At 55.0% G+C, this 23,426-nt stretch carries 21 protein-coding genes and 1 other RNA gene; 5 read left to right on the top strand and 17 right to left on the bottom strand.

What is annotated here, in order from left to right:
* Positions 1 to 91: 91 nt before the first annotated feature.
* An RNA gene (gene ffs, locus SK58_RS22555) (signal recognition particle sRNA small type) lies at positions 92 to 188 on the bottom strand.
* Positions 189 to 358: 170 nt separating this feature from the next.
* Here ffs and SK58_RS18685 point away from each other — a divergent pair.
* Positions 359 to 670 (top strand): MGMT family protein, encoded by a 312-nt coding sequence (locus SK58_RS18685; RefSeq protein ID WP_003859016.1) that lies wholly within the window; start codon positions 359 to 361, stop codon positions 668 to 670.
* Positions 671 to 707: 37 nt separating this feature from the next.
* Here the strand turns inward: SK58_RS18685 and SK58_RS18690 are convergent, their stop codons facing one another.
* Positions 708 to 1,235, bottom strand: a complete 528-nt coding sequence (locus tag SK58_RS18690) for a YbaY family lipoprotein (protein ID WP_023296032.1) — start codon at positions 1,233 to 1,235, stop codon at positions 708 to 710.
* Positions 1,236 to 1,438: 203 nt separating this feature from the next.
* Here SK58_RS18690 and tesB point away from each other — a divergent pair, with 203 nt between their 5' ends.
* Positions 1,439 to 2,299: an acyl-CoA thioesterase II gene (tesB, locus tag SK58_RS18695; protein ID WP_047735190.1), complete on the top strand. Its 861-nt coding sequence runs from the start codon at positions 1,439 to 1,441 to the stop codon at positions 2,297 to 2,299.
* A 96-nt stretch (positions 2,300 to 2,395) separates the two neighbouring features.
* Here tesB and amtB read toward each other — a convergent pair whose 3' ends face one another.
* The 5 genes from amtB to SK58_RS18720 all read right to left on the bottom strand — a co-directional run bounded on the left by amtB (position 2,396) and on the right by SK58_RS18720 (position 8,285).
* Positions 2,396 to 3,682 carry an ammonium transporter AmtB gene (gene amtB, locus SK58_RS18700; protein ID WP_015571265.1) on the bottom strand — a complete coding sequence of 429 codons (1,287 nt, stop codon included), beginning with the start codon at positions 3,680 to 3,682 and terminating at the stop codon, positions 2,396 to 2,398.
* Between the two features lie 35 nt (positions 3,683 to 3,717).
* Positions 3,718 to 4,056 (bottom strand): P-II family nitrogen regulator, encoded by a 339-nt coding sequence (gene glnK, locus SK58_RS18705; protein ID WP_006809867.1) that lies wholly within the window; start codon positions 4,054 to 4,056, stop codon positions 3,718 to 3,720.
* Positions 4,057 to 4,267: 211 nt separating this feature from the next.
* Positions 4,268 to 6,049 carry a SmdB family multidrug efflux ABC transporter permease/ATP-binding protein gene (locus SK58_RS18710; RefSeq protein WP_023296031.1) on the bottom strand — a complete coding sequence of 594 codons (1,782 nt, stop codon included), beginning with the start codon at positions 6,047 to 6,049 and terminating at the stop codon, positions 4,268 to 4,270.
* Positions 6,042 to 7,796 carry a SmdA family multidrug ABC transporter permease/ATP-binding protein gene (locus SK58_RS18715; protein WP_023303195.1) on the bottom strand — a complete coding sequence of 585 codons (1,755 nt, stop codon included), beginning with the start codon at positions 7,794 to 7,796 and terminating at the stop codon, positions 6,042 to 6,044. The genes SK58_RS18710 and SK58_RS18715 overlap by 8 nt, the downstream gene beginning before the upstream one ends.
* A gap of 30 nt (positions 7,797 to 7,826) precedes the next feature.
* Positions 7,827 to 8,285 carry an Lrp/AsnC family transcriptional regulator gene (locus tag SK58_RS18720; RefSeq protein WP_015571267.1) on the bottom strand — a complete coding sequence of 153 codons (459 nt, stop codon included), beginning with the start codon at positions 8,283 to 8,285 and terminating at the stop codon, positions 7,827 to 7,829.
* A 115-nt stretch (positions 8,286 to 8,400) separates the two neighbouring features.
* Here SK58_RS18720 and SK58_RS18725 point away from each other — a divergent pair, with 115 nt between their 5' ends.
* On the top strand, positions 8,401 to 9,447 hold the full coding sequence (locus tag SK58_RS18725; RefSeq protein WP_017694408.1) for a PLP-dependent cysteine synthase family protein: 1,047 nt from the start codon (positions 8,401 to 8,403) through the stop codon (positions 9,445 to 9,447).
* A gap of 41 nt (positions 9,448 to 9,488) precedes the next feature.
* Here SK58_RS18725 and cof read toward each other — a convergent pair whose 3' ends face one another.
* Entirely contained in the window at positions 9,489 to 10,307 is an 819-nt protein-coding gene (cof, locus tag SK58_RS18730) for an HMP-PP phosphatase (protein ID WP_017383195.1), read from the bottom strand.
* A gap of 101 nt (positions 10,308 to 10,408) precedes the next feature.
* On the opposite strand from cof, the gene SK58_RS18735 reads away from it, so the two are divergent.
* Together SK58_RS18735 and queC are read left to right on the top strand one after the other, a co-directional pair.
* Positions 10,409 to 12,109: an SgrR family transcriptional regulator gene (locus tag SK58_RS18735; protein WP_015571270.1), complete on the top strand. Its 1,701-nt coding sequence runs from the start codon at positions 10,409 to 10,411 to the stop codon at positions 12,107 to 12,109.
* A 66-nt stretch (positions 12,110 to 12,175) separates the two neighbouring features.
* On the top strand, positions 12,176 to 12,871 hold the full coding sequence (gene queC / locus SK58_RS18740; RefSeq protein ID WP_015571271.1) for a 7-cyano-7-deazaguanine synthase QueC: 696 nt from the start codon (positions 12,176 to 12,178) through the stop codon (positions 12,869 to 12,871).
* Positions 12,872 to 12,933: 62 nt separating this feature from the next.
* On the opposite strand, the gene SK58_RS18745 is transcribed toward queC, so the two are convergent.
* The 9 genes from SK58_RS18745 to bolA all read right to left on the bottom strand — a co-directional run bounded on the left by SK58_RS18745 (position 12,934) and on the right by bolA (position 23,298).
* The gene (locus SK58_RS18745; RefSeq protein WP_015571272.1) at positions 12,934 to 13,332 is read right to left on the bottom strand and encodes a YbgC/FadM family acyl-CoA thioesterase; all 399 of its coding nucleotides are present in this window, start codon (positions 13,330 to 13,332) and stop codon (positions 12,934 to 12,936) included.
* Positions 13,333 to 13,429: 97 nt separating this feature from the next.
* Positions 13,430 to 13,810 (bottom strand): helix-hairpin-helix domain-containing protein, encoded by a 381-nt coding sequence (locus tag SK58_RS18750; protein WP_015571273.1) that lies wholly within the window; start codon positions 13,808 to 13,810, stop codon positions 13,430 to 13,432.
* Positions 13,811 to 13,958: 148 nt separating this feature from the next.
* Positions 13,959 to 15,830 (bottom strand): peptidylprolyl isomerase, encoded by a 1,872-nt coding sequence (gene ppiD / locus SK58_RS18755; RefSeq protein ID WP_015571274.1) that lies wholly within the window; start codon positions 15,828 to 15,830, stop codon positions 13,959 to 13,961.
* Positions 15,831 to 16,042: 212 nt separating this feature from the next.
* A complete protein-coding gene (gene hupB, locus SK58_RS18760; protein ID WP_002444653.1) occupies positions 16,043 to 16,315 on the bottom strand; it encodes a nucleoid-associated protein HU-beta in 273 nt (90 codons plus the stop codon).
* A 210-nt stretch (positions 16,316 to 16,525) separates the two neighbouring features.
* A complete protein-coding gene (gene lon / locus SK58_RS18765) occupies positions 16,526 to 18,880 on the bottom strand; it encodes an endopeptidase La (RefSeq protein ID WP_014882775.1) in 2,355 nt (784 codons plus the stop codon).
* A 184-nt stretch (positions 18,881 to 19,064) separates the two neighbouring features.
* Positions 19,065 to 20,339 (bottom strand): ATP-dependent protease ATP-binding subunit ClpX, encoded by a 1,275-nt coding sequence (clpX, locus tag SK58_RS18770; protein WP_015571275.1) that lies wholly within the window; start codon positions 20,337 to 20,339, stop codon positions 19,065 to 19,067.
* Positions 20,340 to 20,466: 127 nt separating this feature from the next.
* Entirely contained in the window at positions 20,467 to 21,090 is a 624-nt protein-coding gene (gene clpP, locus SK58_RS18775; RefSeq protein ID WP_006809880.1) for an ATP-dependent Clp endopeptidase proteolytic subunit ClpP, read from the bottom strand.
* A gap of 260 nt (positions 21,091 to 21,350) precedes the next feature.
* Positions 21,351 to 22,649: a trigger factor gene (gene tig / locus SK58_RS18780; RefSeq protein ID WP_015571277.1), complete on the bottom strand. Its 1,299-nt coding sequence runs from the start codon at positions 22,647 to 22,649 to the stop codon at positions 21,351 to 21,353.
* 331 nt (positions 22,650 to 22,980) lie between these two features.
* Entirely contained in the window at positions 22,981 to 23,298 is a 318-nt protein-coding gene (gene bolA, locus SK58_RS18785) for a transcriptional regulator BolA (RefSeq protein WP_003859051.1), read from the bottom strand.
* Positions 23,299 to 23,426: the final 128 nt, after the last annotated feature.

A 23,426-nucleotide genomic window follows, 5' to 3' on the forward strand; every position in this document is an offset into this window, starting at 1 on the left:
ATGAAGGTTGCATTACAAAAAATACAATAGTCACATTATTTAGAAGGTTTATTCAGGGGAACGACTGGAGAGGAGCTCAAATGGGTGGGGGCCCTGCCAGCTACATCCCGGCACCCACGTCGTCTGCCCTGGCTGCTTCCTTCCGGACCTGACCTGGTGAACAGAGTAGCGTTGCGGGAGAACCAACAGAGCCCCCATTGAGAGCGTTGATAACCAACGCGCTGGCGCATTATCCCTGTGGAGCACCTCAATTGCAAGCTGCTGGCAACCGGATGCTGGATTATTGCGCAAACTGCCCCGACAATCTTCTTTATCTTCGTATAACATTACCCTTCGCTGATTTCCCGCAGGAGAAACAATGGACGAACATGACACTTTCCCACAGCGAGTGTGGCAAATCGTAGCCTCGATCCCGGAAGGCTGTGTCACGACCTATGGGGAAGTTGCCCGGCTGGCGGGTTCTCCGCGCGCGGCGCGTCAGGTAGGCGGCGTGCTAAGGAGGCTACCAGAAGGAAGCACGTTACCGTGGCACCGGGTCGTCAATCGCCATGGCGCCATTTCCCTCACCGGGCCAGACTTGCAGCGCCAGCGTCAGGCTTTACTTTCAGAAGGGGTGCAGGTGTCCGGGGCAGGACAAATTGATATGCAGAAGTATCGCTGGGAGTACTGACGCCCTCTCCCGTCAACATGGAGAGGGCGAAAGAGAATTACAGCTGTGTTGGCGGTGTAGGCAGAGTCGGCTGATTGGTCTGCGTTGCAACAGGTACTTCAGTTTGCTGCACCGGTACCAGGGTCAGGTCGATTTTGGTGCCGCCTTTGTTGACCGCTTCCTGCACGGTATCGGTGATAAAGACCAGCTTATCGTTGATCGTTACCGCCGCGCTCAGGAGGATACGCGCATTGGGTTGCACGTCAGACGGGTTGTACGGCAGCACAAAGCTGAACGGCGCCTGTTTACCCTCTGTACGAACCGCGCGCTGCGCAAGCACTTTAGACGGCGCATCCGCCAGGGAAGCATCAGACAGCGTGACCGTTAAAACCGCATCCGGCGGCAGCGCAACCTTCTGTTTGATCCAGATCGTACCGGAAACATTTGGCTGCTGAATAGCTTGCTGTGAAAGGGTGTTAATCCCGTTTGCGCTTGCTGTTGGCACCGGTACATCGGCACTCTTACCAGCACAGGCGGACAACGCTACCGCAATTGCTACACCACTGAGCATAGGCACGAGTTTCATTGAAGTCTCCTTATCATCAATGCACCAGCGGGATCGATCCCATCTGATGTCGTTTTATTCACATAACGAATACAAGTGTGGCACAAATCACGGATTTATGCCTAATTTCGTCCGGATATTAAGATTATTCTACCCATCGGACCACTTTCATTTCTGGGTTATACTCAGCGTATCTTTCGCCACGGCGTTTATTGAGGACCACTATGAGTCAGGCACTGAACAATCTGCTGACATTACTGAACCTGGAAAAAATAGAAGAAGGGCTATTTCGCGGACAGAGCGAAGATTTAGGCTTACGCCAGGTTTTTGGCGGCCAGGTCGTGGGGCAAGCGCTGTATGCCGCCAAGGAGACCGTCCCGGCAGACCGTCTGGTGCACTCGTTTCACAGCTACTTTTTACGCCCCGGTGACAGCGCTAAACCGATTGTTTACGACGTGGAAGTTCTGCGTGACGGTCAAAGCTTCAGCGCCCGTCGCGTGGCGGCCATCCAGCATGGCAATCCCATCTTCTACATGACCGCCTCGTTCCAGGCGCCAGAGCCGGGCTATGAGCATCAAAAAAAGATGCCGTCTGCCCCGTCGCCGGACGATCTGAAATCGGAAACCGAAATTGCCCGCGCTCTCGCGCATCTGCTGCCGCCGCAGGTAAAAGAGAAGTTTCTGTGCGATAAACCGCTGGAGATCCGCCCGGTCGAATTTCATAACCCAATGAAGGGGCATACCGCTGAGCCCGCCCGCCAGGTGTGGATCCGCGCCAACGGCAGCGTACCCGCAGATTTACGCGTGCATCAGTACCTGCTGGGGTATGCGTCGGATTTCAACTTCCTGCCGGTTGCGCTACAGCCGCACGGTGTGGGCTTCCTCGAAAAAGGGATGCAGGTAGCCACAATTGACCATTCCATGTGGTTCCACCGTCCATTCGATATGAATGAATGGCTGCTTTACAGCGTGGAAAGTACCTCTGCGTCCAGCGCGCGCGGCTTTGTACGCGGGGAGTTTTACACTCAGGATGGCGTGCTGGTGGCTTCTACCGTGCAGGAAGGTGTGATGCGTAATCGCGGGTGATGTAAAAAGCCCGGTGGCGCTGCGCTCACCGGGCCTGCGAATTGTGCTTTTTCAGGCCGGGTAAGGCGAAGCCGCCGCCCGGCAAAAGCACTCAAACTATGCGTTGTACGCATTCTCGCCGTGGCTGTTGACGTCCAGGCCTTCGCGCTCCTGCTCTTCCGGCACGCGCAGCCCAACGGTCATATCAGCCAGCTTGTAACCGATAAAGGCCACAACACCGGACCAGACAACGGTGATCGCGATGCTTTCCAGCTGTACCAGCACCTGATGCATCATGGTCACGCCTTCTGCGTAACCTACTCCGCCCAGAGATTGGGCAGCAAAGATACCGGTCATGATACAGCCGACGATGCCGCACACACCGTGTACGCCGAATACATCACACGGATCGTCAACGCGCAGAACACGTTTCAGTGCGGTAACGCCCCACAGCCCCGCCAGTCCTGCGACGATACCGATCAGCAGCGCACCGCCCACGCCCACGTAACCGCACGCTGGCGTAATACCTACCAGACCGGCAATCGCCCCGGAACAGGCACCCAGCAGCGATGGCTTGCCGCGAACGGCCCACTCGCCAAATACCCATGAGAGGATAGCGCCGGCGGTTGCCACAACGGTATTCACGAAGGCCAGCGCGGCGATTTCGTTAGCGGCGCTGGCTGAACCTGCGTTGAAGCCGAACCAGCCAAAATAGAGGATGGCGGTGCCGGTAAAGACCATCGGCAGATTGTGCGGCTTAAATGCTTCCTTCCCGAAGCCCACGCGCTTACCAATCAGGTATGCGCCTACCAGACCTGCTACCGCGGCGTTGATGTGCACAACGGTACCGCCCGCAAAGTCCAGCGCGCCATGGGAAGCCAACAGACCACCTCCCCAGACCATATGCGCAATCGGGATATAGGAGAGCGTCAGCCAGACCACCACGAAAATCAGTACCGCAGAGAAGCGGATACGCTCAGCCAGCGCGCCCACAATCAGCCCCACGGTGATGCAGGCGAATGAGCCCTGGAACGCGACATGAATATACTGATAAAAACTGCCCATCACCGCGGTCAGTTCGATATTTTTCAGCATCGCCCAGTTAACGTTGCCGAAGAAGGCGTTGCCCTCCCCGAAGGCCAGCGAGTAACCGTAAACCACCCACAGCACACACACCAGCGCGAACGTGACGGCAACCTGCGTCAGCATGGAGAGTACGTTCTTGCCGCGGATCAGGCCGCCGTAAAACAGCGCGATCCCCGGAATCGTCATGAACAGCACCAGCGCGGTGCAAATCATCATAAAGGCGTTATCGGCTTTGTCTGCCACAGCAGGTGCAGCCATTGCCAGGCCCGGCAGCAGTGCCAGCGAACCCAGACCTGTTTTCATTGTTGCTTTCTTCATTTTCTCGATCCCTATCACTGTGTGCCAGGAGTTACTTACAACGCCGCTTCGTCAGATTCGCCGGTACGGATGCGAATGACGCGCTGTAGTTCGGCAACGAAAATTTTGCCGTCGCCAATTTTTCCGGTGTAGGCTGCTTTGCTGACGACATCAATCACCTCATCAAGCTGATCGTCGGCAATCGCCACATCAATCTTCACTTTTGGCAGGAAGTTAACGCTGTATTCCGCCCCGCGATAAAGCTCGGCATGACCTTTCTGACGCCCAAAGCCTTTCACTTCGGTGACAGTCAGTCCCTGAATACCCATGGAAGACAGCGCTTCACGCACGTCTTCGAGTTTGAATGGTTTGATTACCACCGTAACCAGCTTCATATATCCCCTCCAGTCAGAATTCGGTAATGGCCGCAGCTAACACGAAAGGGATATTGCAAAGGGTGTGCCAGAAGTGAAAGGTGAGGAGGAAAGCGCCGCGGCGCGCATGCGCCGGGTAGGGATGAAAAAAAACGCACCATGGCAGTGCAGGGTGCGTTTCAGTTTTGCACCAACGGTTAAGTCTGTTAGCGCATTGCCTTGTTATGGTGCATCAGGCGCTGAGTGACTCTTCCTCGCGCTCGCTGGCGGCCAGTTCGTCGCCTGCCAGCTGCAACTGATACATCTGCCAGTAGCGTCCTTTTGCCTCAAGCAGCGCTCTGTGCGTCCCCCGTTCAACGGCCTGGCCACGGTGCAGCACCAGAATGGTATCGGCATCGACGATGGTTGAGAGGCGGTGGGCGATCACCACCAGCGTAGTGCGATCCCGCACGGCAGCCAGCGCCTGCTGGATCGCCTGCTCGGTACCGGAGTCAATGCTTGCGGTCGCTTCATCCAGAATTAACACCTGTGGCGTCTCAATCAGCACGCGCGCCAGCGCAAGAAGTTGCTTTTGCCCGACCGAGAGATTATTGCCCTGCTCACCCAGCCGGGTATGGATCCCCTCGCTTAACCCGCGCGCCAGATCCGCAAGCTGTACCGTTTCCAGCACCTCCCATACCTGCTCAGGCGTGAAAGGTCGTCCCAGCGTCACGTTGGCATAAAAGGTATCCGCCAGTACCACCGGATCCTGCTGCACCATCGCGACGCCCTTACGTAACGCGTTGTGGCTAAGCGCGGCAAGCGGCCGTCCGTCCAGACGGATCTCCCCTTGCGTCAACGGATAGTAGCCCATCAGCAAACTGGCGAGCGTGCTTTTGCCGCTACCGGTATGCCCAACCAGGGCGACAAAACCGCGCGACGGTACCTCGAGGTTGATATCCTGCAAGACAAGCTGGTCGTCGCGGTAGGCAAACGAGACATGATCAAACGCTATGGATCCACTTTCCAGCGGGCGTTCGTCATCGCCATAGGTCTGACGCGGCCTGTCCATCAGCTCGAATACACGTTCGCCCGCGACCACTGCCTGTTGCAGCATCGATTGCTGCGTGGTGAGTTCAATCAGCGGTTCGTTAAGGCGTCCAAGGTAGCTGATAAATGCGTACAGTACCCCCACCTCGATGGTTCCGCGCGTCGTCAGGCCAAACAGCATCAACAGCCCGCACAGCACCAGCGCAGAGAAGAGGCTCAGCAGCGGGCGTAACAGGAAGCCATCCAGCCGTAACGTCTGCATCCGCGCCATATAATGCGAGCGGCTGGCTTCTCCCATTCGCTCGCCAAAACGCGCCTGCTGGCGAAACTGCTGGATAACGCTCATGCCGTTGATCACTTCGTTGAAGCCATCATTGATATCTGCGAGGTAAGCGCGCACGCGACGAACAATCGGCGTGCTGTAGCGCTGGTAAATTACCATCACAATCAGCACCGCCGGGAAAATAGCGATCGCCACCAGCGCCATACGCCAGTCCAGGCTGAACATCGCCACCAGCATCGCGCCAATTAACGCGGCACTGCGCAGAACCGTTGCGACAACGGTTACATAGAGGTCGCGGATCACCTCGGTGTCATTGGTGACGCGCGAAATAACCTGCCCGACCGGCTGAGTATCAAACTCGCTCAGCGGCTGGCGCAGCGCGGCATCCATCACATCCGTGCGAAGCTGCTGGACCACGCCCACGGCGGCCCGGTTAAACAGCAGCGACTGCGCATAGTGCAGCCCCGCCGCCGTCAGCTGTAGGCCGACATACGCCACGCCCAGCCCCGCCACCAGCCCCAGCGGCAGATAGTTTTTCGCCACCATATTGTCGATGAAATAACTGATAAGCAGCGGACCGGTCACCTCCGCAATCGCGGCGATCCACAGCAACAGCACGGCGATGGAAAGCGGTTTGCGCCACGGCGAGCCATAGGCCAGCAGCCGTTTTAACGTCGGCCACATCTGTCCAAACTTACGCATCGGCGACCTCCTCATCCAGCGCGGCTTCAAGCTGTTGATAGCGGTACATATCCCGATACCATCCGGTCTGCCCGGCGAGCTGCTCATGCTGACCACGCTGAGCAATATGCCCGTGCTGAAGCACCAGAATTTCACTGGCTTCGGTAAGGGCCGACAGACGGTGCGCGCTGATGATGACCGTGCGCCCCTCTCCCCACTGGCGAAGGTTATGCAAAATTTGATGTTCAGTACGCCCGTCAACCGCGGACAGCGCATCATCCAGTATCAGGATCTCAGCGTCCAGCAGCAGCGCGCGGGCAATAGAGATACGCTGTTTTTGTCCGCCGGAGAGCATAACGCCCCGCTCACCCACTTCCGTGTCGTAGCCCTGCGGCAGGCGCAGAATATCCTCGTGGACGCTGGCCAGACGCGCCACGTGCTCGATCTGGTCCTGTGTCGCCGTCGGACACCCGAGCGCGATATTGTTGGCAATGGTGTCTGAAAACAAAAACGGCGTCTGGCTGACGACCGCCAGGCGGCTGCGCCAGTCATCCAGCAGCAGACGTGGCAGAGGGACGTCGTGGAAACGGATATCGCCTTCGCTCACGTCAAAATGGCGCTGAATCAGTGACAGAATGGTGCTTTTACCGGAACCCGTCGGGCCACAGATGCCCAGCATCTGACCAGGACGCAGCGTGAAACTGACGTTCTCAAGCACCGGATGTTCCGTTTGCGGGTAGATAAAGGCGCGGATATCAGCCTTGAGAATACCCGGACCTTCCGATACCGGCTCGCTGCCATCGTTCACGACCGGCACTTCCGCCAGCATGGCGCGGATACGGCTGTAAGCGGCGCTCCCGCGTTCAACGATATTAAACATCCAGGCCAGCGCCAGCATCGGCCAGATCATCAGCCCAAGGTACATCGCAAAGCTGGTTAACTGCCCGAGGGTCATCGTGCCTTGCACCACCATCCAGCTGCCGCCGCCCACTGCCAGCAGGTTCGCCATGCCAATCGCAATATAAATTGTCGGATCGAAACGGGCATCAATACGCGCCACGCGCATGTTTTTCGCGCCGGTATCGGCGGCGTCGGCGGCAAACAGCGCGGACTGGCGGTCTTCCAGACCAAACGCTTTAATCATGCGGATGCTGGTCATGCTCTCCTGGGTGCGATCGTTCAGCGACGAGAACGCCGCCTGCGCCAGCTTAAAGCGTTCATGGAGCTGCTCGCCGTAGCGGTTAATTGCCAGCGCCATCAGCGGCATCGGCAGCAGCGCCAGCAGCGTGAGCTCCCAGCTAATTTGCGTAGACATCACAATCAGTACCGCACAGCCCATCACCAGGGAATCCACCAGCGTTAGCACCCCTTCACCGGCGGCAAACACCACGCGGTCTACATCGTTAGTGGCGCGGGCGATGAGATCCCCGGTACGGTGACGCAGATAAAACTCAGGGTGCTGGCGGCTCAGCTGGCGGTAAAAGTCCTCGCGCAGCTCAACGGCAAGCTGATAGGACGCGCCGAACAGCAGCACGCGCCAGACATAACGCAGCAGGTAAACCACCACGGCCGTCAGCACCAGCGTACCGCCCCACATCATCACCCGTGCGGCGGTGTAATGTTGTTCCGTAACGCCATCCACGACGTAACCCACCACTTTGGGCGGGATTAGTTGCAGAATGGCAATGATAATAAGCAGGGCCACCGCGCCGAGGTAGCGTTGCCACTCCCGACGAAAGTACCAGCTTAATTGGGCAAATAATCGCACGCGGTCTTTTCCTGAAGGTATTTTAAGAAGTTATTCAATGGGTAACGCTGTGGTGTATTTAATCTGTTCCATGGCGAAACTGGAGGTGACATCGGACAAGCCTGGTACGCTATTGACCAGCCGCTTGTAGAAATCATCGTAGCGCTTCATGTCTGCCACCTGAACGCGCATCAGATAGTCGTATTCCCCCGCCATGCGCCAGAAGCCGAGCACTTCGGGCATGTCGGAAACCTGGGTGACGAAGCGGCAGTACCATTCGCTACTGTGATGCTGCGTTTTTATCAGGACGAAGGCGGTCAGTCCAAGCCCCAGTTTTTCGGGATCCAGCAACGCCACGCGTCCCAGCAGAATGCCATCATCTTCCAGCTTCTTGAGGCGCTTCCAGCACGGTGTGGTGGTCAGATTAACGGCATCTGCCAGCGCCTGCAAAGAGAGGGTGCAGTCGCTTTGCAGCAAAGAAAGCAGCTTACGATCAATTTTATCTAACATAGCCACCTCGAAGAGAAAATTATTCTCCTTACATTCTATTTTAAAGGTCAGATAGCAACAATTTTTTCTGTGCTTTTCGCTATGCTGGGCACAAAATGACAAACGGATAACTACGATGAATAGCACCTGGGTTAAACATGCCATCAGCGAAATAAATGCCGACTATCAGCGCTCGGCAGACACCCACTTGATCCGCCTGCCTCTGCCTGGATTTCCCGGCATTCAGCTTTACCTGAAGGATGAAAGCACCCATCCTACCGGCAGCCTGAAGCATCGCCTGGCGCGTTCACTCTTTTTATACGGTTTATGTAACGGCTGGATCAAAGAAGGCACCACGATTATTGAATCGTCGTCCGGATCAACTGCCGTCTCCGAAGCCTACTTTGCCCGCCTGCTGGGCCTCCCGTTTATCGCCGTGATGCCCTCCTGCACGGCGAAACGTAAAGTCGAACAGATCGAATTTTACGGCGGACGCTGCCACTTTGTGGAAAGCGCCTGCGAAATCTATGCGGCCTCCGAAATGCTGGCCCGCGAACTGAATGGTCACTATATGGACCAGTTTACCTTCGCCGAGCGCGCCACCGACTGGCGCGGCAATAATAACATTGCGGACAGCATTTTCCGCCAGATGACCCACGAGCCGCATCCTGTTCCCTCTTACATTGTCATGAGCGCGGGCACGGGCGGAACCTCCGCCACCATCGGACGTTATATCCGCTGTCAGGGTTATGATACGCAGCTGATGGTGGTTGACCCGCAAAACTCGGTGTTCCTCGATTACTGGCAATCCCGCGATGCCAGCCTGCGCAGCCCCGTGGGGAGCAAGATCGAAGGGATTGGTCGCCCGCGCGTCGAACCCTCGTTCATTCCGGACGTTGTGGATGAGATGCTCCGCGTGCCGGACGCCGCCAGCGTCGCGACGGCGCACTGGCTGGAGACACAGCTTGGCCGTAAAGTCGGGGCTTCCACCGGCACCAATATGTGGGGCGCGCTACAGCTGGCCGCGAGGATGCGCGAAGAAGGCCGTACCGGCTCTGTCGTCACGCTGCTGTGCGACAGCGGGGAGCGCTACCTGGACACCTATTACAACGCAGAATGGGTACAGGCCAATATTGGCGATGTAGAACCGTGGAAAGCGCAGATTTCACAGCTGGTGAAATAAAAAAAAGCCAGGCTTTAGCCTGGCTTGCTGGAAGGGTCTCACTATTCGGGGGAATATGGGAGGTTATTTTTGTCCAGCCAATGCGTCAAAAAATGGGACACCGCTTCGTTACGACAGTGTCCGATAACCGGTAAATGCGGGAGCGCGGCGATAAGTTGCGGCATCGCGTTCCCCATAATCAGTCCACGACCCACGCTGCTCAGCATCTCGTGGTCGTTCATGGCGTCACCAAAGGCCATACAGTCCTGCATCGTCAGCCCCAGATGATCGCTCAGCACCGCCAGCGCAGATCCTTTGTTACAGCCCACCGGCAGCACTTCAAGGCAGTCCACCGCCGAGAAGGTCAGGTGCGCCCGGTCGCCCAGCGCCTCATTAAGCTGAATACGCAGGCGGCAGAGATCGTCGTGATCGCCGCAGAAGCAGATCTTGGTCACCTTGTGTGCCGGAATGCGGCGCAAATCGATAAGCTGATATTTAAAGCCGCTGTAAACGTGAGCGTGCAGCAATGCCGGGATCTCACGCCCGGTAAACCAGCCTTCATCATTAAAAACATGCACGCTGGCCTGCGTATCCCAGGTGCTGTGCAGGACAATGTCCGCCACTTCCGGATTCAGATCCTGACGGTGCAGCATATTGCCGTCGACGGAGTGAATGCGCGTCCCGTTGCCGGTGATCAGGAACGCATCGAGGGCAAATGTTCCCAGCAGATGGCGCATCTCGAGAACATGACGACCAGTGGCAAACGTCAGGGTGACTTCACGCTCGCGCAGGCGCTTAAGTGTGTTCAGGGTTTTCTCCCCTAAACGGTGATCCGGCATTAACAGCGTGCCGTCCATATCAAATGCAGCGAGCCGAGCCATAATTACTCCCGAAATGTGATGCGGTTAACTTGTGCATCAGTATTACGTGAGATATACGGAAGTAATAGTGAATAGATGATAATTATTGTTCCGGGTTTTTCATGCGCCAGCTTAATCGTCTTAACCAGTATCAGCGTCTGTGGCACCCCTCCGCCGGCGCACCGCAGCAGGTTACCATCAGTGAACTTGCCAGCCGCTGCTTTTGCAGCGAGCGACATGTTCGCACCCTGCTGCGCCAGGCGCAGGAGGCGGGCTGGCTAAGCTGGCACGCCCGCTCCGGACGAGGTAAGCGTGGGGAATTACGCTTTCACGTCACCCCGGACTCGTTGCGTAATACGATGATGGAAGAGGCCCTGAAAAGTGGACAGCAGCACAACGCGCTGGAGCTGGCCCAGCTCGCGCCTGAAGATTTGCGATCGCTGCTGCATCCGTTTATGGGCGGGCAGTGGCAGAACGATACGCCGACGCTGCGTATTCCCTACTATCGCTCGCTGGAGCCGCTCCAGCCAGGGTTTCTCCCTGGCCGGGCGGAGCAGCATCTGGCGGGACAGGTATTCTCTGGTTTGACGCGTTTTAATGGTAACAGCAGTGAACCCACGGGCGATCTGGCGCATCACTGGGAAATCTCCGCTGACGGCCTGCGCTGGCATTTCTACATTCGCTCCACCCTGCACTGGCATAACGGCGATAAAATAGAGACGGCACAGCTCCGGAAAAGCCTGACGGCGCTGTTATCGCAGCCCGGCATGGGCACGCTTTTCCGCAGCGTCTTACGTATCGAAACCACGCATCCGCAGTGCCTGACGTTTATTCTCCATCAACCTGACTACTGGCTGGCGCACAGGCTGGCAACCTACTGTAGCCGTCTGGCGCATCCCGATTACCCCGTGGTGGGCAGCGGTCCCTTTCGACTGAGCGTTTTTGAGCCTGAACTGGTGCGTCTGGAAAGCCACGAGCAGTATCACCTTGGCCATCCGTTGCTTAAGGCTATCGAGTACTGGATCACGCCCCAGCTTTTTGACTACAGTCTGGGCACCAGCTGTCGCCACCCGGTGCAAATCGCCATTGGCGAGGCCGACGAGCTGGCCAGCCTGCGGCTGGTGAGTAACAGCACCAGTCTGGGTTTCTGCTACCTCACGCTGAAACAGAGCCCACGTCTGAGCGAACTTCAGGCAAAGCGGCTGATTAATATCATTCATCTCTCAACGCTGCTGCACACGCTTCCCCTGAACGAAGGGCTCATCACCCCTACCGAGGAACTGCTTCCCGGCTGGGCGATCCCCCAATGGCCTGATTTAACCGACGTTGCGCTGCCAGAGGCATTGACGCTCGTCTACCACCTGCCGGTTGAGCTTCACACCATGGCCAGCCAGTTAAAAGCATACCTTGCGCGGCAGGGTTGTGAACTGACCGTCATCTTTCACGACGCCAAAACGTGGGACGGGTGCCAGCAGCTTGCCGATGCAGACATCATGATGGGAGACAGACTGATTGGCGAAGCGCCAGCGTACACGCTTGAGCAGTGGCTCCGCTGCGATGCGCTCTGGCCGCATCTGCTGAGCGCACCGGCATACGCCCATTTGCAGGCCACGCTGGATGCGGTGCAGACGCAGGCCGACGAACGTGACCGACACGCAGGACTTCAGGCTATATTCAGCCGGTTAATGGAGACAGCCGTCCTGACGCCGCTCTTTAACTACCAGTATCAAATCAGCGCGCCTCCGGGCGTCAACGGCATACGCCTTAACACTCGCGGCTGGTTTGACTTCACCGAAGCCTGGCTTCCTCCCCCAAACGCGTGAAGAAGCTGGTCGCCGCTTTAGCCAGGCGTTAACATGACGCTTTTACTGTAACTGTCGAGATGATCTATGAAACGTGCCGTCGTCGTGTTCAGCGGAGGACAAGATTCCACCACCTGCCTAATTCAGGCGCTTCACCAGTATGATGAAGTGCACTGCGTCACTTTTGATTATGGTCAGCGTCATCGCGCTGAAATCGATGTCGCTCGTGAACTGGCCCTCAAACTGGGCGCCCGCGCTCATAAAGTGCTGGACGTGACGCTGTTAAATGAACTGGCCGTCAGCAGCCTCACCCGCGACAGCATTCCGGTGCCTGATTACGAACCGGATGCCAGCGGCATTCCGAACACCTTCGTACCGGGCCGCAACATTCTCTTCCTGACCCTGACGGCGATCTATGCCTACCAGGTGAAAGCCGAAGCGGTGATCACGGGCGTATGTGAGACCGACTTCTCTGGCTACCCGGACTGCCGGGATGAATTCGTGAAAGCACTCAATCACGCTGTCGATCTGGGAATGGCAAAAGAGACCCGCTTCGAAACGCCGCTGATGTGGCTGGATAAGGCTGAAACCTGGGCCCTGGCCGACTACTGGGGCAAGCTGGATGTTGTTCGCAACGAGACCCTGACCTGCTACAACGGCATTAAAGGGGACGGCTGCGGGCAGTGTGCCGCCTGTAACCTGCGCGCGAACGGTCTGAATCATTATTTTGCGGATAAAGCGGGCGTGATGGCCGCGATGCAGAAAAAGACCGGGCTGAAATAAGGGCTACCTGACCGTGCTGTCGAACGGTAAGTGTCGACAGCACAGTTATCCCTGAACATTTCTTACGCGATCATCAGCTCCAGCTTTTCGCGCAACTCCCCTTCCAGCGGCAACGCTTTCTGGGTTTTGAGATCGATACAGACAAAGGTGATCAGCGCATCGGCCACCACCTGCCCTTCTGGCTCCAGCATAACGACCTGGCTCAATACACCACTTTTGCCATTCAGTTGTTGGACCTCACTGGTCACGGTGAGCACATCCCCCAGCACAGCCGGGCGGCGGTAGTTAATGTTGATATTGACGACCACAAACGCGATGTTGTGTGCGGTCAGCCACTGGAAGCTTTCGCTGTTCTCCAGGCCGTCCCAGCGCGCCTCTTCAAGAAATTCAAGGTAGCGGGCGTTATTGACGTGCTGGTAAACATCGAGGTGATAACCACGGACTTTGATTTGTGTCTGCATAGCGCAATAGCCTTACGTTGTTATAGGTTCAGAGGTCATAACTGGTATGACCTCTTTATCCTGGCAAATTTTTGCCGCAGTGCAAGTGATTACGCGATTACAGCGTCAGGTGTGCGAGATTGCGCTCAACCAGCGCGCTGCCCATACCCGGCACCTGCTTGAGATCGTCAAGGGTTTTGAAAGGGCCATACTCTTCACGATAGCTGACGATGGCCTGCGCTTTTTTTAGACCCACGCCATTCATAACGCGGGCAAGATCGTCCGCAGAGGCAGTATTGATACTGACCCGCGTACCCTCGTCCTCAATGGCTTTCGTGCTGACCGTCGCGTTGGCTTTAACATGACCTTGTAACGTTGCATCGGCCTGGTTTTGTGCGGCCTGCGCTTTAACCGAGGGGGACGCCGCCAGCGCGCCCGCACTCATCCCGGAAGTGGCAATAGCCAGTGTAATTAACAGTGCTTTGATTCCACATTTCATGCTGTTTTCTCCTTGTTTGTTGACAGCCACGCCACGATAACCGCACGGGAAAACAGGGACAAACAACAGATTGCAGAAATGGAAAAGGCCGCGAAAGCGGCCTTTAGTTTTTGCAGAGCGTTACGAAAATCTGCGAGCAGATACGTAATTATTGCTCCTGAGTGACCACATCACCCAGTTTGATTTTGGCTTCTTTACGCAGGTTGCTCATCATCGCTTCGAAAGCAATCTGGGCATTGTTCTGGGTAATTCCCTGAACCATGGCCTTCTTCTGCGCGTCTGGCAGCGTACCGGCTTTTACTTCATCCAGCGCCAGAAGCACCACATTACCCTGCATATCGGTCGTGGTACCATAGACAGGTTTGTCTTTCGCCGGCAGGCTCAGGCCAAACGCCGCCTGGCTGACAGGATCCTGACCGGTACGGCTCAGCGTTTTTGCTTCGCCAAAGCTCAGGCCAGCCGCTTTCAGCGCATCGTTCTTACCGGCTTTCAGATCGGCCAGAATTTTCTCTGCATCCAGTTTTGCCTGCTGTGCCGCTTTGTTGTGTTTGACCAGCGCCACCACCTGATCTTTCACTTCCGCCAGGGGCTTCACTGCCTCGGCTTTGTGCTCGCTGACGCGCAGTACGAACGCTCGGTCACCGTCAACGGTAATGATGTCTGAGTTGCTGCCCGGCGTACCGTTCTCACCGACCAGACCACCATTGAAAATGGCATCTGAAACTGGTTTGAAGTTCAGTTCTTCCGGCAGGTTTTCGTGGCTGAACCAGCCCGTCTCAACCGCTTTAACGCCAGCAGCCTGCTCAGCACCCGCCAGTGATTCATTGTCGTTGCTTGCGGCATCGCTCACTTTCTGTTGCAGAGCATAGAAGGCGTCCAGCGCTTTCTCCTGCTTCACTTTCGCAGCGATATCATCACGAACGTCAGCCAGCGGCTTGGTTTTCGCCGCCACAATATCGTCCAGACGCGCCACCAGGAAACCAACGGAGGATTTGATTACACCAGACAGTTGGCCTTTCTCTTTCAGGCCTGCATTTTTCAGCTCGTCCGGGGTAGTGGACTCTTCCAGCCAGCCCATATCACCGCCGTTTTTGGCAGAAATAATGTCGGTGGATTTTGCTTTCGCTAAGGTGGCGAAATCAGCGCCTTTGTTCAGCTCGTCCAGCACGGCTTTCGCTTCTGCTTCCGTTTTGGTCTGGATCACGCTGTAACGGTTACGCTGCGGCTGAGTGAACTGATCCTGATGCTGGTCGTAATAAGACTGGATCTCGGCGTCAGTCGCGTTTTCCTGCATCGCAGCTGCATCCAGCTTGATATAGCTTACGCGGAACTGTTCCGGAGAGATGAAGTTGTTCTTGTTTTGCTCGTAGTAAGCATTAACTTCAGCGTCGCTAACCTGCTGTTTCGCTGCCAGTGCGTTGACATCAATCGTCGCTTCACGCACCACGCGTTGCTGCGCCACCAGTGCCGCCAGCTCTTCAGTTTCGCCTTTCAGCATGAAATCGGTGCCCACCACCGCGTTGATCAGCTGTTGCGTGGTCAACTGGTTACGCAGCGCCTGAGCGTACTGGTCAGCCGTCATACCCATCTGGTTAACAATGCTGTTGTAACGCGCGTTGTCGAACTTCCCATTAGACTGGAAAGCCTGCGTCGAGAAGATGGCTTTTTTAACCTGCTCATCGCTGATGCCCAGACCCAGGCTTTTCGCGTACTGATCCAGCAGCGCTTCGTCGATAAGGCGGTTCAGCGTCTGCTGACGCAGGTTTTTCATATAGCCTTCGTTGGCTGCAAGTTCAGAGTATTGGTCGCCCAGTTGCTGCTGCATGCGGTTACGTTCACCAGCAAAAGCGTTCTCGAACTGCCCACGGCTAATTTCCTGGCCATTCACTTTTGCGGCGTAGTTCGCGCCACCGCCGATGAGGTAACTACTCACACCGGTCAATATGAACGACACGATAATGATACCGAAAATAATCTTGAGCACGAGACTGTTAGCAGCCGTGCGTAAGCTGTCCATCATGGTGTAACAACACTCCGCTGTAGGTGACTGGTTACCTGACGCTGACGGAAAATCCTGACCGTCGCGCGTAAAGGCGTATTGTGACAAGAAAACAGGGCAATTGTCAGCCCACAACTCGCATAAACTCGCACAAATCAGGTCTGGACAAACAAAAAAGGCACATCAAACGATGCGCCCTTGTACTTTTCAGCTTCCCTGGAGCGGGAAAGCAATCAGTTTACTGCGTCTTTCAGCGCTTTACCTGCACGGAAACCCGGCACTTTAGCGGCAGCAATGGTGATCTCTTTACCGGTTTGAGGGTTGCGGCCAGTACGGGCTGCACGCTCTTTAACCGCAAAAGTACCGAAGCCTACCAGTGCAACGTCGTCCCCAGCTTGCAGAGATTCAGTAACAGAAGCAATTAAAGCATCTAAAGCACGTCCCGCTGCAGCTTTAGAAATATCAGCACCCGCAGCAATTTTGTCAATCAGTTGAGATTTATTCACTGTTCTCTTCCTCTCTTTATAATTTATATCGCACCTGAATCCTTCACAGCGCGACCGCGCAGCAGTTATATCAGTCCTGCTATGACCTTACAACACCCGTTGTTGATGGCTAACCCAATCAGCAATCTAAATTAGCTATACAAAAAAAGGCTGGCAAGTACGAAATGACTTACCAGCCTTGTTTTTATTGGCGCTCTTTGCGCGAGGTCACTATTTTGCGGTTACAACCTGCATTCCGGACGGTTCATTTTGCAGTGCGAGAGTCAGAACTTCCTCAATGCGTTTCACCGGATGGATCTGCAAATCGGCAATAACGTTGTCCGGAATCTCTTCCAGATCGCGTTTATTTTCGTAAGGGATCAATACGGTTTTGATCCCACCGCGGTGTGCCGCCAGCAGTTTTTCTTTTAACCCGCCGATAGGCAGTACCTGACCACGCAGCGTAATTTCACCGGTCATGGCCACATCAGCACGAACCGGGTTCCCTGTCAGGCAGGAAACCAGCGCCGTACACATGGCAATACCCGCGCTTGGGCCATCTTTCGGCGTCGCCCCTTCCGGAACGTGAACGTGAATGTCGCGTTTTTCGTAGAAATCCGGGTTGATACCCAGTTTTTCCGCACGCGCGCGCACCACGGTCAGCGCCGCCTGGATGGACTCCTGCATCACTTCACCCAGTGAACCGGTGTAGGTCAGCTTGCCTTTGCCCGGGACACAGGCGGTTTCGATGGTCAGCAGATCGCCGCCCACTTCCGTCCATGCCAGACCGGTCACCTGACCAACGCGGTTTTCGTTGTCCGCACGACCGTAGTCGAAGCGCTGAACGCCAAGGTAAGCATGCAGATTGTCGCCGTTAATCACAATGTGCTTCAGGCTCTTATCCAGCAGCAGCTGTTTCACCGCCTTACGGCACAGCTTAGAGATCTCACGCTCGAGGCTACGAACGCCCGCTTCACGGGTGTAATAGCGAATGATGCCAATAATCGCGCTGTCCTCGACGGTCAGCTCGTTGGCTTTCAGCGCGTTACGCTCAATCTGTTTCGGCAGCAGGTGCTGCTTAGCAATGTTCAGCTTCTCATCTTCGGTATAACCGGAGAGACGGATCACTTCCATACGGTCCAGCAGCGGGGCCGGAATGTTCATGGAGTTGGAGGTCGCCACGAACATCACATCGCTCAGGTCGTAGTCCACTTCCAGGTAGTGATCGCTGAACGCCACGTTCTGTTCTGGATCAAGCACTTCCAGCAGCGCCGACGCCGGATCGCCACGCATGTCCGAAGACATTTTGTCGATCTCATCGAGCAGGAACAGCGGGTTTTTAACCCCCACTTTCGCCATCTTCTGGATCAGCTTGCCCGGCATAGAACCGATGTAGGTACGGCGGTGACCGCGGATTTCCGCTTCATCGCGTACGCCGCCCAGCGCCATACGGATATACTTACGTCCGGTCGCTTTGGCGATGGACTGGCCCAGAGAGGTTTTACCCACGCCTGGAGGCCCTACCAGGCACAGAATTGGACCTTTGATTTTGTTCACACGGCTCTGTACCGCGAGGTACTCAAGAATGCGGTCTTTCACGCGTTCCAGGCCGTAGTGGTCGGTATCGAGGATTTCCTGCGCCTGACGCAGGTCTTTTTTGACCTTGCTGCGGGCATTCCACGGAACCTGCACCATCCACTCAATATAGCCGCGCACGACGGTCGCCTCTGCCGACATCGGAGACATCATTTTCAGCTTCTGCAACTCAGCTTCGGCTTTCTCTTTCGCCTCTTTCGGCATCTTCGCCGCGTCGATCTTACGCTTCAGCGCTTCGTTTTCATCCGGCGCATCGTCCATCTCGCCGAGCTCTTTCTGAATGGCTTTCATTTGCTCGTTCAGATAGTACTCACGCTGCGATTTTTCCATCTGCTTTTTGACGCGGTTGCGAATGCGCTTCTCAACCTGGAGCAGATCGATCTCAGACTCCATCATCGCCATCAGGTATTCCAGACGTTCGTTAACGTCGGACATTTCCAGCACGGACTGTTTGTCGGCAAGCTTCAGCGGCATGTGCGCAGCGATGGTATCCGCCAGACGTGCAGGATCGTCGATGCTGTTCAGCGACGTCAGCACTTCAGGTGGGATTTTCTTATTCAGCTTGATGTAGCCTTCGAACTGGCTGATCGCGGTGCGTACCAGCACTTCCTGTTCGCGCTCATCAAGTTCCGGTGAATCAAGGTACTCTGCCTTCGCAGAGAAGTGCTCGCCATCGTCTGACAGAGTGGTAATACGCGCACGCTGTAAGCCTTCCACCAGCACCTTCACGGTGCCGTCTGGCAGCTTCAGCATCTGCAAAATAGAGGCCACGGTCCCGACGGTGAAAAGATCGTTTACACCCGGCTCATCCGTTGATGCTTCCTTCTGCGCGACCAACATGATTTTTTTATCATGATCCATGGCGGCTTCGAGGCAACGGATAGATTTTTCCCGCCCTACAAATAAGGGTATGACCATGTGCGGATAAACCACCACATCGCGCAACGGCAATACGGGGATTTCAATGCGTTCAGAACGCTCAGGATTCATAGAGCTCTCTCTTAGTTTAGTGTCCGCCAGGTAAACTGGTCATGTAACTGTGCTTCACACAACCATTAACATGTAATCCAGTATATGGGGATGTTTCCCATACATTCAACGCCATGAATACGGAAAAAGTAAAGGGGAGATAAAATCCCCCCTTTTTGATTAACTGATTGTATGAAATGGTGAATTATTCGCCAGATGCCTGCTGCGCTTCCGGTTTACCGTAAATCAGTAACGGCTTGGACTGGCCACCAATGACGGACTCGTCGATCACGACTTTTTCAACGTCTTCCATAGAAGGAAGATCGTACATCGTGTCGAGCAATGCTGCTTCTACGATAGAACGCAGGCCACGGGCACCGGTTTTACGCGCCATCGCTTTCTTGGCAATCGCGTCCAGTGCTTCGTCACGGAATTCCAGCTCAACGCCTTCCAGATTAAACAGCGCCTGATACTGCTTGGTCAGCGCGTTTTTCGGCTCTTTCAGGATCTGAATCAGCGCGTCTTCGCTCAGTTCGTTCAGGGTCGCCACAACCGGCAGACGGCCGATAAATTCCGGAATCAAACCGAATTTGATCAGATCTTCCGGTTCAACCTGCGCCAGCAGCTGGCCTTCGTTTGGTTTTTCAGACGTGGCTTTCACCGTTGCGCCAAAACCAATGCCGGAGCCGGTTTCCACACGGTGAGAGATCACTTTATCCAGGCCTGCAAACGCACCACCACAGATAAACAGGATCTTGGAGGTATCAACCTGCAAGAATTCCTGCTGCGGATGTTTACGTCCACCCTGCGGTGGAACAGCCGCAACCGTACCTTCGATCAGCTTCAGCAGCGCCTGCTGCACGCCCTCGCCCGAGACGTCACGGGTGATCGACGGGTTGTCTGATTTACGGGAGATTTTGTCGATCTCATCGATATAGACGATCCCGCGCTGGGCTTTCTGTACGTCGTAATCGCACTTCTGGAGCAGCTTCTGGATAATATTTTCAACGTCTTCACCCACATAACCGGCTTCGGTCAGGGTGGTGGCATCCGCCATGGTGAACGGAACATCCAGCAGGCGCGCCAGCGTTTCCGCCAGCAGGGTTTTACCAGAACCCGTAGGCCCGATCAGCAGAATGTTACTTTTGCCCAGCTCTACGCCATTGCTGGTATCGCCGTTACGCAGACGTTTGTAGTGGTTGTATACCGCCACCGCCAGCACTTTTTTCGCCTGCTCCTGACCAATGACATAGTCGTCCAGGTGGTGGCGAATCTCGTGTGGCGTTGGTAACGCGCTGCGCTCACGGTGCGGCGCGACTTCTTTAATCTCTTCGCGAATGATGTCGTTACATAAATCGACGCATTCGTCGCAGATATACACGGACGGCCCGGCAATCAGTTTACGCACTTCATGCTGGCTTTTGCCGCAAAAAGAGCAGTACAGCAGTTTGCCCGAACCATCTTTGCGTTTATCTGTCATGAGTCCAAACCTCTTTTTAAGTTCTATGTGCCGCACATGACGACGCAAATGCCATTCTCAGACGCAAGCTGCTTACAGGCAACGTTCCGCCCTACCTTAGTATAGCGGCACACTCGCGTCGCGGGCATCAATTACGATGGGTCAAAATGGAGTCGACTAAGCCGTACTCAACTGCCTCTGGTGCAGAGAGGAAGCGATCGCGCTCGGTATCGCGCTCGATCTGCTCGAGAGGTTGACCCGTATGCTGCGCCATAAGTTCATTCATGCGCGCTTTTACTTTCAGAATTTCTCGGGCGTGGATTTCAATATCCGTCGCCTGGCCCTGGTAACCACCCAGCGGCTGGTGAATCATCACGCGGGAGTTAGGCAGGCAGAAACGCTTACCTTTCGCCCCTGCGGTTAACAGGAAAGCACCCATGGACGCCGCCTGCCCCATACAGATGGTGCTGACATCCGGCTTGATGAATTGCATGGTGTCATAAATTGACATGCCCGCCGTAATCACACCGCCTGGCGAGTTGATGTACAGGTAAATGTCTTTTTCCGGGTTTTCCGCTTCCAGGAACAGCATCTGCGCCACGATCAGGTTAGCCATATGGTCTTCCACCTGGCCGGTCAGAAAGATAACGCGTTCCTTGAGCAGACGGGAATAGATATCGAAAGAACGCTCACCGCGTGAGGTCTGTTCAATAACCATTGGCACCAGCGCCATATGGGGTGCAAAGTTATCTCGTTCGCCACTGTATGACATTTCCGTCTCCTGGTTCAAAATTGAAAACACCTGCTGTACTGATTGTAACCTTATGGACGGATTATCAGCCAGTCTCAATCATCGTGATTACATACTAATGGGGGTCGTCATGCCCTATTTCAAGCATAACAACGTTTTGTTGTAACGCTAACACTGAAAGGGCGTTTTAGCACCCTTCCAGGACTAAAGCTGTGATAAAAAAAACCCGTCGCCGGAGGGCAACGGGTTTTTTGTTCAAACTTTAAACCGTCGGGGCGAAATTACGCCTGCTGGTTCATCAGTTCGGTGAAAGAGGTCTCTTTTTCGGTCACTTTCGCTTTCGCCAGTACCGCTTCAACAGCCTGCTCTTCCAGTGCGACGTTGCGCATGTTGTCCATCAGCTCTTTGTTCTTACCGTAGAACTCGATCACTTCTGATGGGTCTTCGTATGCAGAAGCCATCTCTTCGATCAGGCCTTTCACACGCTCTTCGTCAGCTTTCAGCTCGTGGGTACGAATCACTTCGCCCAGCAGCAGGCCGACAACAACGCGACGTTTCGCTTGCTCTTCGAACAGCTCGCGTGGCAGTTCCATCGCTTGCTGCTGGTTGCCACCGAAGCGCTGTGCAGCCTGACGGCGCAGAACGTCGATTTCGCTGTCGATCAGGGCAGCAGGAACGTCGATGTCGTTCGCTTTCACCAGACCTTCAATCGCCTGAGACTTCACGCGGTTACGTACAGCGCCGTTCAGCTCGCGCTCCATGTTTTTACGCACTTCGGTACGCAGGCCCGCAACAGAACCATCTTCCACGCCGAAACGCTTGATGAATTCTTCAGTCAGTTCTGGCAGTTCGCGCTCTTCCACTTTCTTCAGGTTGATAACGAACTTCGCTGCTTTACCTTTCAGGTTTTCAGCGTGGTATTCTTCAGGGAAGGTCACGTCAATGGTGAACTCTTCGCCCGCTTTGTGGCCTTTGATACCGTCTTCGAAGCCTGGGATCATACGACCCTGGCCCATCGCCAGTACGAAGTCAGACGCTTTACCGCCTTCGAACTCTTCGCCGTCTACAGAACCGGTGAAGTCGATGGTTACGCGGTCTTCCGCGTCAACAGCGCCTTCTTTCTCTTTCCAGTTCGCCTGCTGCTTGCGCAGGGTATCCAGCATGCCGTCAACGTCTTCGTCAGTCACGGAAACGATCGGTTTTTCAACTTCGATAGATTCCAGACCTTTCAGCTCAACTTCCGGGTACACTTCGAACTCTACGGAGTAGGTGAAGTCTTCGCCCTGCTTGTATTCACCTGGAACGTAGTTCGGCGCGCCGGCTGGATTGATTTTTTCTTTGATGATCGCGTCGATAAAGTTGCGGCTCATCAGTTCACCCAGCACATCTTGACGCACGGAAGCGCCATAACGCTGAGCAACAACATTCATTGGTACTTTGCCCTTGCGGAAGCCGTCAATACGTACTTTTTTTGCTACGTTGACCAGCTCGCTTTTCACAGCAGTTTCGATGCTGTCAGCAGCGATAGTAATCGTTACACGGCGGCCAAGGCCTTGAGTGGTTTCAACTGAAACTTGCATCTTGTTACCTCAAAAAAATCACAGTGCTCGGTCAACTCTGAATCTGTCTGTTATACCGGGATGCTCTCTTATGTGCAGATTCACATTCCCTGTCGCCAGAATCATCCCGAAGACATTCAATAAGACGCGGCATTATAGCGGCATCACTTAGGTGAGTCGAGAACGGTTGGAGCATGTTGCTGCGGCTTTTTTCACACTTTAAGGCTATTTTTAGCCTTAAAAACGCGCCATCCGCTCAAAACTCAGACAAAACAAAACGGCCTGAAGGCCGTTTTGACGAAATCTGTAAGCAACATACTGGAAAAACTCCGGCGGTTGCAAATCCGATTTATCAGGCGATGGTGCCTGCACCCCGACAAGGCGGTGATGCGAATACCGTATCCTGTAGCCCTTCCCATTCCTTAATGGTGTAGGTATGCAGCGCCAGCGCATGTACGGTTGTGGAGAGTTCTTCCGTCAAGGTGCTGTAGATCAAGCGGTGTCGGTTCAGGAAACGTTCTCCCGTGAAGCGATCGCTGACCAGAACCACTTTAAAGTGGCTTTCAGAACCTGCCGGCACGTTATGACGATAGCTTTCGTCGACAACTTCGAGAAACACAGGGTTGAACGCTGCCCTTAATTTTTCTTCTATCTGTTCACGTATCATCATGAAATCACTCCTCCGACAACGCTAAGGTGTCACCCATCCCTTTAAATATTAGCCGCTTTTACCGGTTCCATTACACCTTGACAACAAATATTTAGCTTTCGTCTGATTTTCTCATCCAAACGAATGAA

The sequence above is a fragment of the Enterobacter sp. BIDMC93 genome (assembly GCF_001037805.1).
GTDB lineage: Bacteria > Pseudomonadota > Gammaproteobacteria > Enterobacterales > Enterobacteriaceae > Enterobacter > Enterobacter hormaechei_C.